Source organism: Tunturiibacter lichenicola (assembly GCF_051013355.1).
GTDB lineage: Bacteria > Acidobacteriota > Terriglobia > Terriglobales > Acidobacteriaceae > Edaphobacter > Edaphobacter lichenicola_F.
In genome coordinates, this window is the sequence record NZ_CP132944.1 from 3686095 (window position 1) to 3698551 (window position 12457).

At 57.9% G+C, this 12457-nt stretch carries 12 protein-coding genes; 8 read left to right on the plus strand and 4 right to left on the minus strand.

The window, feature by feature from the left end; all coding sequences use genetic code 11:
* Positions 1-49: 49 nt before the first annotated feature.
* Positions 50-490 carry a DUF6526 family protein gene (locus RBB82_RS15475; RefSeq protein ID WP_433971629.1) on the minus strand — a complete coding sequence of 147 codons (441 nt, stop codon included), beginning with the start codon at positions 488-490 and terminating at the stop codon, positions 50-52.
* Positions 491-598: 108 nt separating this feature from the next.
* On the opposite strand from RBB82_RS15475, the gene RBB82_RS15480 reads away from it, so the two are divergent.
* Together RBB82_RS15480 and RBB82_RS15485 are read left to right on the plus strand one after the other, a co-directional pair.
* Positions 599-865: a hypothetical protein gene (locus RBB82_RS15480; protein ID WP_433971630.1), complete on the plus strand. Its 267-nt coding sequence runs from the start codon at positions 599-601 to the stop codon at positions 863-865.
* A gap of 79 nt (positions 866-944) precedes the next feature.
* On the plus strand, positions 945-1814 hold the full coding sequence (locus RBB82_RS15485) for a deoxyribonuclease IV (RefSeq protein ID WP_433971631.1): 870 nt from the start codon (positions 945-947) through the stop codon (positions 1812-1814).
* 24 nt (positions 1815-1838) lie between these two features.
* On the opposite strand, the gene RBB82_RS15490 is transcribed toward RBB82_RS15485, so the two are convergent.
* The gene (locus RBB82_RS15490) at positions 1839-3200 is read right to left on the minus strand and encodes an FAD-binding protein (protein WP_433971632.1); all 1362 of its coding nucleotides are present in this window, start codon (positions 3198-3200) and stop codon (positions 1839-1841) included.
* A 156-nt stretch (positions 3201-3356) separates the two neighbouring features.
* Here RBB82_RS15490 and leuS point away from each other — a divergent pair, with 156 nt between their 5' ends.
* The 5 genes from leuS (at position 3357) to guaA (ending at position 8973) form a co-directional block, all read left to right on the plus strand.
* Positions 3357-5921 (plus strand): leucine--tRNA ligase, encoded by a 2565-nt coding sequence (leuS, locus tag RBB82_RS15495; RefSeq protein WP_433971634.1) that lies wholly within the window; start codon positions 3357-3359, stop codon positions 5919-5921.
* The gene (locus tag RBB82_RS15500; protein WP_433971635.1) at positions 5921-6850 is read left to right on the plus strand and encodes a hypothetical protein; all 930 of its coding nucleotides are present in this window, start codon (positions 5921-5923) and stop codon (positions 6848-6850) included. Before leuS ends, RBB82_RS15500 begins: the two co-directional genes overlap by 1 nt.
* 75 nt (positions 6851-6925) lie before the next feature.
* Positions 6926-7111 carry a hypothetical protein gene (locus RBB82_RS15505; protein ID WP_433971637.1) on the plus strand — a complete coding sequence of 62 codons (186 nt, stop codon included), beginning with the start codon at positions 6926-6928 and terminating at the stop codon, positions 7109-7111.
* Between the two features lie 73 nt (positions 7112-7184).
* On the plus strand, positions 7185-7355 hold the full coding sequence (locus tag RBB82_RS15510) for a hypothetical protein (protein ID WP_433971639.1): 171 nt from the start codon (positions 7185-7187) through the stop codon (positions 7353-7355).
* 37 nt (positions 7356-7392) lie between these two features.
* Positions 7393-8973, plus strand: a complete 1581-nt coding sequence (gene guaA, locus RBB82_RS15515) for a glutamine-hydrolyzing GMP synthase (protein ID WP_433971641.1) — start codon at positions 7393-7395, stop codon at positions 8971-8973.
* A gap of 3 nt (positions 8974-8976) precedes the next feature.
* On the opposite strand, the gene RBB82_RS15520 is transcribed toward guaA, so the two are convergent.
* Complete coding sequence (locus tag RBB82_RS15520) at positions 8977-10299, minus strand: hypothetical protein (RefSeq protein WP_433971642.1); 1323 nt, start codon at positions 10297-10299, stop codon at positions 8977-8979.
* Between the two features lie 127 nt (positions 10300-10426).
* Positions 10427-11416 (minus strand): tagatose 1,6-diphosphate aldolase, encoded by a 990-nt coding sequence (locus RBB82_RS15525; protein WP_433975392.1) that lies wholly within the window; start codon positions 11414-11416, stop codon positions 10427-10429.
* 362 nt (positions 11417-11778) lie between these two features.
* On the opposite strand from RBB82_RS15525, the gene RBB82_RS15530 reads away from it, so the two are divergent.
* Positions 11779-12309: a hypothetical protein gene (locus tag RBB82_RS15530; protein WP_433971643.1), complete on the plus strand. Its 531-nt coding sequence runs from the start codon at positions 11779-11781 to the stop codon at positions 12307-12309.
* Positions 12310-12457: the final 148 nt, after the last annotated feature.

Here is a 12457-nt window from a genome sequence, read left to right on the forward strand (position 1 = left end):
GGCGGCCTGATTGGCCGCCCCTTTCTTTTAAGTGCGTTTTTACTGATTGCTAGACGCGCTCGTTATCGGCGCGCCAGTTGATGATGGCTTGCTTGATGGCTTTGGGCTCGAGACGCTGGGTGAGTGCGGTGTGCGCGAGCGCTGGGAGTTCGGCGTCTGAGGCGAAGCGGAGGGCGATGAGCTGGCGGGTGGTGAGGTCGTCGATGTGGGTGCGGTCGGCGGGTGGGAGGAGCGCTGCGAGACGGAGGCGCTCTTCGAGACGCACGATGCGGTCTTGAGCTTTGAGGGCGCTGCCGCGGGCGTCGCCAGCCATCAGGATGAAGACGACGGCCATGACGATCCACCAGAGATGAGTGTGCTGATAGGCGGGCCATCGGTGGATGGTGATGTAGATGGAGAAGATGAGGTTGAGAACGAGTAGAGGAAGGATGGTGAAGTGAAAGAGGGGGTTAAAGCGGGCGTGGTTTTTCAGTGTTTGCGGAGTGGGCATGGACGTCCTCTTTGTTTGGCACAGCATAGCATTTTGGTGAGAGGTGAGTGTACGCGTACTGGTCACGGATTCCCTGCTTCGGTGACTGTGCTGGGTGCTGAGAGAGAAGTGCAACGGCAAGTCCAAGTACAAGTGCAACAGCAAGTACAAGTGCAACAGCAGATTCCTCCACTTCGTTACGGAATGACAACAAAAAAACTGCAGCTGCAGCAGATTTCTCAACTTCGTTGCGGAATGACAACAAAAAAACTGCAGCAACAGCAGATTCCTCCACTTCGTTACGGAATGACAATAAAAAAACTGCAGCTGCAGCAGATTTCTCAACTTCGTTGCGGAATGACAGCAAAAAAGATAACTGCAGCTGCGGATTTCTGAGGAATGATGGCAAAAGGACGATATTTGCTGGCTAACGGCTGGTGGCGCAAAGGCACCCAAACTGGGGTAGCCTTGAGGGATGGCAAAGTCAGCGAAGAAGCGAATTGGTGTGCATGTCGGGACGGCGGGTGGGACGTGGACCGCGGTAGAGCGGGCAGTGGCGGCGGGGGCGAATACGTTTCAGATTTTTTCTTCGAGTCCGCGGCAGTGGAAGGCGGCGGCGGTGAAGCCGGAGGACGCGAAGAAGATGAGGGATCTTCGCGCGAAGCATGATGTGGGGCCTGTGTCGGTGCATGCGAGCTATTTGATTAACCTTTGCAGCCAGACGGATAGCGTGCGGGTGAATGGCGTGGCGGCGTTTCGTGGAGAGGTGGAGCGGGCGCTGGCGCTAGGAGCGGAGTATCTGGTGCTGCATCCGGGAAGCTGGAAGGGGCTGACGCGCGAAGAGGGGCTGCGGCTGGCGGCGGAGTCGATTGAGAAGGCGATCGATGGGGTGCCGTGGCAGGGAAAGGATTTCAAGATTCTGATCGAGAATACGGCGGGAGCGGAGTTTTCGCTGGGGGGAAAACTGGAGCAGGTGGCGGAGCTTGTGGAGCGACTGAAGCCTTGTGCGCCGGTGGGGGTGTGTCTGGATACGTGCCATGTGCATGTCTCGGGATACGATCTGGTTTCGCCGGATGGGTATGTGGAGACGATGCTGCTGGTGAAAGATACGGTGGGGTTCGATGCGGTGAAGGTGTGGCACTGCAATGATGCGAAGGCGGCGATGGGGTCGAAGCTGGATCGGCATGAGCATATCGGCGAAGGGACGATTGGCGCGGAGGTATTTCGGCGGTTGCTGCATGATGAGCGGTTTGCGCATGCGGCGTTCATTGCGGAGACGCCGGTGGACGCTCCGGGAGACGAGGCTCGGAATGTTGGAGTGCTGCGGACGCTGGCGGCAGGGTGATTTTCTTGCGCGCTTTGTGTATAGCTAGGTGCCGTAGATGTTGGTGTCGATGAACTGGTTGCGGAACTTGCCCTGGGGGTCGTACTGCTTGATGAGGGCTTGGTAGTCGGGCATCTTGGCGTAGAGCTGGTTGAGGCGCGACGAGGGTATGGTGAAGAGCTTGGCCCAGTGGGGGCGAGCGTCGAAGGGGGCGAGCTTTTCTTCGATGAGGGGTAGGATGGTTTGGACTTCGGGCCACTCGGGCTTCCAGGTGAAGTGGATGGCCATGGAGGGGCGCTGGTAGGCCATGCTGAGCCAGAGGTTGTCGGCAGCGATGGTGCGGAGTTCGGTGATGAAGAGGTGTGGGGTGATGCGGTCGCGGAGTTGCTCGACGGCGAGAATGGCTTCGTAGGCGCGGTCGCGGGGGACGAAGTACTCGGTTTGGAGTTCGGCGCCGCTGCTGGGGGTGAAGTTGAGCTTGAAGTGGGGAAGGCGCTCGTACCAAGGGCCGGGGACGCCGAGCTGGTCGGTGCAGGCTTCGGCGTTGTGATCGACGATGGGGTGGAGCTTGCGGGTGGCGGCTTTGGCGCCGAAGAACTCGGGGGCGAAGTTCGCGGAGGTGGCGCCGGGTCCGAGGCGGCGTTTGACCCAGACCTCGGAGATGTTGTGGTTTTGCCAGTCGGTGAAGAGGCTGACGCTGTAGCCGCTGAGGAAGATCTCGTCGAGGTGTTTTTCGAGTTGGGAGATGGAGAGGTTTTCGTAGACGACCTGCGCGACCTGGAAGGTTGGGACGAGATCGAGGGTGGTCTTGATGACTATGCCGATGTCGCCGAGGGCGACGACTGCGCCTAAAAATTTGTCTCCGTCTTTTGCGCGGGAGAGTGTGTGGAGGGAGCCGTCGGCGGTGACGAATTCGATGGCGGAGACAGCGGTGGAGAGGTTGCCGTTTTTACTGCCGGAGCCGTGGGTGGCGGTGGCGCAGGCTCCGATGACGGAGACGTGAGGGAGTGAGGCGAGGTTGTGGACGGCGAAGCCGCGCGCGTCGATGACGGGGGCGAGTTTGCCGTAGGTTACGCCTGCTCCGACGGTGACGGTGTGGGCTTTTTCGTCGATGTCGATGGCGTCGAGCTGCTTGAGGGAGATCTGGTTGGTGGTGCTGTCGGCGATGCCGTTGAAGGAGTGGCCACGGCCGAGGGCGCGGAGCTTGGGGCAGGTGGTGACGAGATGCTGAACTTCGGCGACGGTCTTAGGTTCGTAGAGGTGCTCGGCGTGGAAGGTGTAGTTGCCGGCCCAGTTGGTGCGTGGGGTAGTCGATTGCTGGGCTGCCTGTTCTGCTGAGACGAATCGGGAGAGCATGCTTCCAGTCAGGATAGAGCAGGAGCCTTTGAGGAACTGTCGTTTATCCATTTCACCTTCTTGTGTCGGCTGAATTCGTGGAGAGGGCAGCGCTCGGGCCTCTTTTCCGCGCGAACCATGTATAGAGGCTTGTGATAAGCAATGCAAGCGGCCGGCTGCTTTGCGAGTTTTCGAGGGAAGTATGCGGACGGGTACAATCGAAGGAGTATGTCTGAGATAACTGCGAGCGAAATCGGCGGGAAAACCGCGAGTATTGACGAGAATTCTTCTGTTGCGGAAGCGACCCAGCCGCAGCGATATAGCCCGGCTGAGATTGAGCCGAAGTGGCAGGCCGTGTGGGATGCAGATGCGTCGCTCTACGCTGCCGAGGGACATGATTCGGGGAAACCGAAGTACTACTGCCTCGAGATGCTGCCGTATCCGAGCGGCGCGCTGCATATAGGACACGTGCGGAACTATGCGATCGGTGACGCGCTGGCCCGGCATATGTGGATGCGTGGGTTCAATGTGCTGCACCCGATGGGGTGGGATGCGTTTGGGCTACCGGCGGAGAATGCGGCGCTGAAGAATGGAGTGCCGCCGCGGGACTGGACGTTCGCGAATATCGCGGCGATGAAGAAGCAGTTCCAACGGCTTGGGATGGGCTTCGACTGGTCGACGGAAGTTACGACGTGCATGCCGGACTACTACCGATGGAATCAGTGGTTCTTTTTGAAGATGTATGAGAAGGGGCTGGCTTACCGGAAGAAGAGCAAGGTGAACTGGTGCCCGGAGTGTTGCACGGTGTTGGCCAATGAGCAGGTGATCGGCGGACGCTGCTGGCGGCATGAGGATACTGTCGTCGAGTTGCGGGATCTGACGCAGTGGTTTTTGCGGATCACGAAGTATGCGGATGAGTTGCTCGCGGGATTGGACAAGCTGGAAGGATGGCCTGAGAAGGTTCGGACCATGCAGCGGAATTGGATTGGCCGTAGTGAGGGGGCACATGTAGATTTTGCTGTTGCGGATGGCGACGCAAAGATCACGGTGTTTACTACGCGGGTGGATACGATCTTTGGGGCTACCTCAGTCCAGCTTGCGCCGGAGCATGCGGTGTCGAAGGCGTTTGCGCTGGAAGATGATGCGCTGCGTGTGCAGATCGAGGAGTTGCTGGAGCAGCAGAAGGTGGCTCGTGAGAGCGACGCGCTGGGTGCGATTGAGAAGCACGGCGTGTTTACTGGCCGGTTTGCGGTGAATCCGTTCAATGGGGAACGGGTGCCGATCTGGGTGGCGAACTATATTCTGGCGGACTACGGGACGGGCGCGATTATGAGCGTGCCAGCGCATGATGAGCGGGACTTTGAATTTGCGCAGAAGTATGGGTTGCCGCTGCGTCGGGTAATTGCTCCGAATGTAGATACAAATGATCTGGCGCTGCCTTATACGGGAGAGGATGAGGCGGTTCTGATTGATTCAGGGGAGTGGACTGGGGAGAACTGCCTGGAGGCGCAGGAGAAGATGGCTGCGTTTGCCAAGGCAAAGGGATTTGGCACGCCTACGGTTACATATCGATTGAAGGATTGGGGCGTGAGTCGGCAGAGGTATTGGGGTACGCCGATTCCTATGGTGTATTGCGATAAATGTTCGCCGGATGAGCCGATGCCGGTGGCTGAGAGCGAGCTGCCGATCCTGTTGCCGGAGCAGATTGATATTACGCAGACGAACGGATCTCCGTTGGGCCGGGTGCCGGAGTTTGTGAATGCGAAGTGTCCGAAGTGCGGTGGTGCTGCGCGGCGAGAGACGGACACGATGGATACGTTTGTCGATTCGAGCTGGTACTTCTATCGGTATACGGATTCGAAGAACTCGAAGGCTCCGTTTGATTCGGGTAAGGCGAACTACTGGTTCCCGATCGATCAGTACATCGGTGGAGTAGAGCATGCGATTCTGCATCTGATTTACTCGCGGTTCTGGACGAAGGTGATGCGGGACCTTGGGCTGATCGATACCGATGAGCCTGCGGAGCGGCTGTTTACGCAGGGAATGGTGATTAAAGACGGCGCGAAGATGTCGAAGTCGAAGGGCAATGTGGTTTCGCCTGATGACATGATTTCGCGGTATGGTGCGGATGCTACGAGGATGTATGCACTGTTTGCGGCGCCGCCGGATCGTGACCTTGAGTGGCAGGAGGAAGGGGTTGCGGGGATCTCGCGGTTTTTGAGTAAGGTGTATCGGTTGACGACGAAGTTCTCTGCTGTTGCACGTACGAAAGGTGTGTCGTCGGCACCGAAGGATCAGGCGCTGTTGCGGAAGCTACACCAGACGATTGCGAAGATCACGCATGACTTTGATGGGCGATGGCATTTCAACACTTCGATCTCGTCGATCATGATTCTGGTGAATGAGATTACGGCGAACGAGGCAGCTATGGATGCTGGCGAGATTTCACCTGCGGCAATTGCTGAGGTGTTTCGTGGCTTGATTTTGTTGCTCGCTCCGTTTGCGCCGTTCTTTGTGGCAGAGATGTGGGAGCAAATCGGCGGCGAGGGTGTGGTGTTTCGCACGCAGTGGCCTGTGGTGAATGAGGAGCTTGCGCGGGAGGATGAGATTGAGATTCCGGTGCAGGTGAATGGCAAGCTGGTGGCTGTTGTGAAGGTGCCGTCGGGTAGCGATGAGGACGTGGTTAAGGCTGCGGCGCTGGCCGACGTGAAGGTGGCTGCTCGGATTGAAGGCAAGACCGTGGTGAAGGTGATTGTTGTGCCAGGTAAGCTTGTGAATCTTGTGGTGAAGTAGTGGATCCGATTCCGCAGGATGGCGTTGTTGTTGCTGCTGGGACGGTGCGGGGGACGCAGTCGTTTGTGCATACGCTTTCGGAGTGCTGGCGGCGGCCTTCGCTGACGGCGCTGGAGGTGCTGTGGCGTTGGGCGTATGGGATTCCTGTGCTGCTAGTGCTTCGGTACGAGGGCTTGAAGATATTGCAGGAGACTCCGCTGGACTACGCGGCGTTGAAGGGCATGACGGTGCTGGATCCGATGGGGTCGGCGCAGACGCTGGCGAAGGCGATGGCGCTGCTGTTGCCGCGGGTGTTGAGTGTGGCGCTGTGGCTGGCTCCGCTGCTGGTTGTGGTTTGGGTGGTGGTGTCGGCTGTCGGGCGGACGGTGGTGTTAAAGAGAGCCGATAGTCGCCTGCATGCTCGGGTGGGAACGCTGATTGTGTTGCAGGCATTGCGAGTTGTGGCGCTGCTGGGGAGCTTCGCATTTTGGTTCTGGTGCATGGAGCGGGTGGCGCAGTGGACGATCACGGGGCCAATCGCTGCGGATGGTGAGCCGAATCTTGTAGGTTACTTTTCGCTCGTGATTGTGGTGACGCTGGGGCTGTTTACGCTGTGGGCTGTGGTGAGTTGGGCGCTCTCGGTGGCTCCACTTTTGGCGATGTTGAAAGGGTTTGGAGTGGGTGGGAGCTTGGCGGCGGCGTTTCGGTTGGGGCCGCTCAAGTCGAAGCTGGTCGAGATCAATCTGGTGATGGGGATTGTGAAGATCGCGTTGATTGTGTTGGCGATGGTGTTCTCGGCGACACCACTTCCGTTTGAAAGTGTGACGACACCGGACTTCCTGTTCTGGTGGTGGACGGGTGTGACGATCCTTTATTTTCTTGGGTCTGACTACTTTCATGTGGCGCGACAGGTTGCATATCTACAGCTGTGGCGGGCGTATGAGTACTAAAGTTTTTTCTTACACAGGCGTAGATTTGGCATCTTAACAGGACGGGCCCCCTCATCTTCATTTAGGAGAGAGATCATGTCTGTTGCGCTTTATTCTGCTGGATATCTTCTCGTCATCGCCTGCGTATGCTATCTGGCTGATCTCAGCCATATTCCTGAGCCTTATATTGCTGCGATCGCGGTGATTATGCTTGGCATCGGCGTGGTGGGCGGCGTCGAGACTGCGCGTCAGAAACATTCCAACTCATTTAATGACTTTTAGACGATGACCGCTTCTGTCGCGTCGATTCTGCATCCTACTCGACAGCGATCTGAATCTGGTCTGGAGAACTATCATGTCATTTGGGATCTATGCGGTTGGCTATTTGATTTTGGTTGCGGGAGTGGCCTATCTGGCCCATCTGATGCACATCCCGATGCATTACATTATTGCGATTTCGGTGATCATGCTTGGAGTCGGAGTGGTGACAGGGGTGCAAAGTACGCGGCAGAGGGATCCTAACTAGCTGACGAGTCTTTTGGCGCCGCATTTACACTAGGTAAGTGGATACCTCAACGATCGTCATTCTGGATTTTGGGTCGCAGTATACGCAGCTGATTGCGCGGCGGATACGTGAGTTCAATGTGTTTTCTGTGGTGCTGCCTTGTACCGCTCCTCTAGAGCAGGTTAAGGCGTTGAATCCGAAGGGCGTGATTCTTTCGGGTGGCCCGTGTTCGGTGTATGACGCGGATGCTCCGGATGCAGATGCGAGTGTGCTGGCGATGGGTGTGCCGGTATTAGGGATCTGCTATGGGCTGCAGTTCATCGTGCATCATCTGGGCGGGAAGGTGGTGGGGGCTGCGGCGCGCGAGTATGGCCACGCCGAAGTAACGATTGTCTCGGAGACGCCGCTGTTTCGCGGGTTGCCGGGAACGCTGGATGTGTGGATGTCGCACGGCGACGAGGCGGAGGCGCTGCCGGATGGGTTTTCGCTGACGGCGAAGACGTCGAATGCGGTTGCTGGAATTGCGGATGAGGCGCGGAAGATTTGGGCTGTGCAGTTTCATCCGGAGGTCGCACACACGCGGCAGGGGATGGAGCTGCTGAAGAATTTTTGCCTCGATATCTGCGGGGCGAACCAGGATTGGACGCCGGAGCACTTTATTCAGTCGACGGTGGAGCGGGTGCGGGCGCAGGTTGGGAGCGGGCATGCCATCTGTGGGTTGAGTGGTGGCGTGGACTCGTCTGTTGCGGCAGTGTTGGTGGCGCGGGCGATTGGGGATAGGCTGACATGCATCTTTGTGAACAATGGTGTGCTGCGGAAGGATGAGTTTCTGAAGGTGCAGACGACCATGCGTGAGCAGCTAGGGTTGAATGTCGTCGCTGTGGATTCGTCGGAGAGATTTTTGAAGAAGCTTGAGGGAGTGACCGATCCGGAGCAGAAGCGGAAGGTGATTGGGAACGAGTTCATTGCTGTGTTCGATGATGAGGCGAAGAAGATCTGGGAATCCTCTGCCGCAGGCGCTGAATCGGAGAAGAGTGCCGGCGAGGAGGTCGCGTGGTTGGTGCAGGGGACGCTGTATCCGGATGTGATCGAGTCGTCGAGTGTGCATGGGCCGTCGCATACGATTAAGAGCCACCATAATGTGGGTGGGCTGCCGGCGGATATGAAGTTGAAGTTGATTGAGCCGCTGAGGGATTTGTTCAAGGACGAGGTTCGGCGGATTGGGCGGGATTTGGGGATGCCGGATGACATCATTGAGCGGCAGCCGTTTCCAGGGCCGGGGCTTGCGGTGAGGATTCTGGGAGAGGTGACGGCGGAGCGCGTGGCGATTCTGCAGGAGGCCGATCAGATTGTGGTGGATGAGATTAAAAAGGCTGGGCTGTATCGGAAGGTTTGGCAGAGTTTTGCGGTGCTGTTGCCGGTGAAGTCGGTTGGTGTGATGGGAGACCAGCGGACTTACGCGAGTACCTGTGCCGTGCGGGCGGTGGAGAGTGAAGACGGCATGACGGCGGATTGGGCTCCGCTGCCGTATGAGGTGCTGAGGACGATCTCGAGTCGCATTGTGAGCGAGGTGAGAGGGATCAATCGAGTGGTGTATGACATTACGTCGAAGCCGCCAGGGACGATTGAGTGGGAGTAGGGCTTAGCGAAACCGGGGCGTGACGGCATCGGGATGAAGGACGGTTGAGCTTCTTGGGGTGGTCTGGAGGACGACGCGGGTGTCGCGGGCGAAGGTGACATCGTGGCCGCGCTTGATCCATCGCTCGTAGATGGAGATGGCTGCGCCGTAGTAGCCGATGCCGGCGGCGATGTTGCGTTGGCCGGCAGCAGTTCCAACGAGGAAGCCGATGAGGCCAAGACTATTGGAGGCGACAGCATTTTTGCCGAGGCCGCTACCGTCGTCTGCGTCGTGGTGGAGGGGCCGCGATGCAAGAGCGATGAGCAGCAGAGGGACGACGATCTTGTCTTGCGGTTTGGGTTTGACCTGACCTTCGGAGTCGAGCGCCAGTTTTTGCCCTGCGGCTGAGTCGGCTCCAGTGAGCGAGGTCTGGACGTTTTGCGTGCCGGTGGGGAGGACGATCTGTCGGAAGTCGAAGTGAAGCGCTCCGGCGCGTCCGAAGCGGCGGGCGGGTTTGGACAGAGTGACGGTGCCGATCATACTTGCGCCTTGCGGGACGGCGATGGTGTGGTCTGGATTGTAGATGGGTTCGGCGACGGTGGCTTTAATTTCCTGTCCGGTTTTTGTGGTGGCGGAGCTTAGCGGATCGCGAAGATAGGCCTGGATGATCCAGGGCTTGGTGGTGGAGTCGTCCTTCTGCTCCGGTGCGACTACTCGCTTGGTGTTTATTGCTTCGATGACTGTTTGCAGAGGGATTGAGAGGGGTTCAGAGGTCTCGACGGTCCAGGCGGTATTTTTTTGGATGCGCTGAGGATGGTAGGGGAGCTGGGTGTAGAGGAATTGTACGAGGCGATCTTTCTTGTCTGGGCCGGTGATGATTGCGAGTTGGTCGCGGAGGATCTGCCGACCGTTGTCCCATTGCTGATGGATGAAGCCGCCTTTGCGTGGCGGCGGCGCGACGAGGTGGTAGATGGGAGCGCCATCGGTGGCTGTGCTGGCGGTCATGGACACGGTCGAACCATCGTCTAGAACGATGTCGGTGAAGTGAACGACGGGGATGCGGAAGGGTGTGAAGTCGGCGCGAAGGCGAGCATCGATACGGTGGACGTGGTCGGAGCGAAGCGCTGTTACGGTGCCGATGACGACTGTGTTGGCGGGAAGAATGAGCGTGTTGTCGGCGTAGACCGGATAGATGAGCTTGGCCCGAATGGCTTGGCCGACTTGCATCGGAAGATGATCGTCGATTTGGACCGGAATGGGCGTTCCTGAAGGGAGGGTGATGCTTTGCGCTGTGCAGATGGCGGCATTGAGCGCCAGCAGGCACAGGGCAGGATTTCGAAAGACCATGCCTGATGGTACAGATTGAAGCTTAAGTTAACCTGAAGGCCGCATAGCCAGAGGCACGGTTTCCTGGAACTCCAAAAGGGGAAGGCGCTGCACGGATGCAGCGCCTCCTTGTTTCTGGGAACGAGGGCTACTTGGATTCGACTTTTTCGTGCCAGGAGTGGGCTTGCTTGAGGGCGTTGTTGACGTTGGTGATGTTTTCTACGCCGGTGGTGTTGAGCCAGTCTTCGAAGGCCTTGGAGCCCTGCTTGGCGTAGATGGCAATGCCGTCCTTCCAGGTGGCGCGACCGCAGAGGACGCCGTTGAAGGTGGTGCCGGACTCGACGGCTAGCTCGAGGGTTTCGATGAAGACGGGGTTGGAGACGCCGGCCGAGAGGTAGATGAAGGGCTTGTGGGTCATGGTGGCAGCGTCGCGGAAGTGCTGCAGGGCCTCGGCGCGGGTGTAGGCCTTTTCGCCCTTGAAGGATTTGGTGCCTTCGACGAATGCCATCTCGACGGGTACCTCTACCTTGAGGACGTCGACGTTGTAGTGTGCCTTGCCGAACTCGGCCATGGAGCCGGAGACGATCTCGGGCTTCTTTTTGGCGTAGGCTACGGATTTTTCATCGCCGCCCTCGGCGTCGTAGCCGACGAACTCGAGGAAGAATGGTATGTCGTGGGCGACGCACTCGGAGCCGATGCGCTCGATCCAGGCGTGCTTGAGGTCGTTGACGGTGGTCTTCTCGTAGGGGGTGTAGTAGAGGAGGATCTTGATGCAGTCGGCTCCGGCAGCCTTGAGGCGCTGGACGCTCCAGACGTCGAGGAGATCGGGGAGGCGGCCGGGGGTGGCGGCGTCGTAGCCAGTCTTTTCGTAGGCGAGCAAGAGGCCCTTGCCGTTGCGATGCTTCGAGGCAGGGAGGCCGAACTCGGGATCGAGGAGGATGGCGGAGGCATGTTTGGTGAGGACGGAGGTGACGAGGATCTTGAACTCTTCGAGGTCGTGGGCGTCGGCTGCTGCTCCGCGCTCCTTGGCGAGAGACTTCTGAAGGGATCCGCGCTGATCCATGGCGGCGGCGGCGATCACGCCACGATGGTCGGAGACGGCCTTGAGGCCAGCTAGCTTTCCTGGGGTCAACTTAATCATAATTCGATCTCTCCTGAAACGGTTCGAGTGATGGAAGGACTACGAAGGGTCATTTTACACAGTGGAGGACAGGTTCGGTGTGAAGGGAGGCCATGGGCCTGAGTTGCTGCGAATTCGCATGGTTTTGAGGTGCTAAGCAAGCTAACAATGGGATGCACGAACGACTCGATTGGGGTCTTCGCGTTGTGGGGTTTGAGGAGAGACTGTCGCGACTTCTGCCTTCATTAGTTGGGAACAAGACCCGTAAAGAAAGATAGGAACCCATTTCACGGCGCTGAGAATCTTAGCTGCGAAGAGAGCTGCTGGATTTGCACAGGGACGTTTATTGAACCTAACGATTTCTTTTATAGGAGACATCCATGACCACTGCTGCTACTGATCTGACGCTTTCGCTCTCTACGGTTACGGCAATTATCAACGCGCCTATTGAGAAGGTTGATATTGCGGACTGGCTGCTGCATCTTCCTGATGCGGAGTATCAGCGCTGCTCGCATGCGCACATTGCGGCAGGAAATACTACGACTGACGATGGACGTCCGATGTCGATCAATGTTGAGACGATTGGCGATGCGCTGATGGTGCAACACTACGTCGCGGAGGTGCATGAGCCACATCTTTGCAAGATGGTTTCGATCTCGGATTCGATCACAGCGAATGGCCGGACGAAGGTGGAGTGGACGCTGAGCGTGAAGAAGATCGACGATGAAACCTGTGAGTACAGCAATCACCGTCATGGGAGTGCGATCGATGAGTCGGTGGCGTTCTTTGAGAAGCACGGGATCACGCTTGAGAAGGCGAGAGAGGCTCGGCAGATCGCGTCAGATACGCACAACAAGGAAGAGACACCTAATTTTGCGAAGAGTCTTGAACGGAGGGCGCTGGGGAAGTAGGGGCGAGAAACTCCAGATTGCTATACGCGGAAGAACAGGCAACGACAGCAGCAAAGGCGAAATACGGGGGTCTCTCCACTACGCGACTCACGGTGAAACCGTGAGTCGCTTCGGTCGAGATGACGATGTTTTTTCTCTCTACCGATGG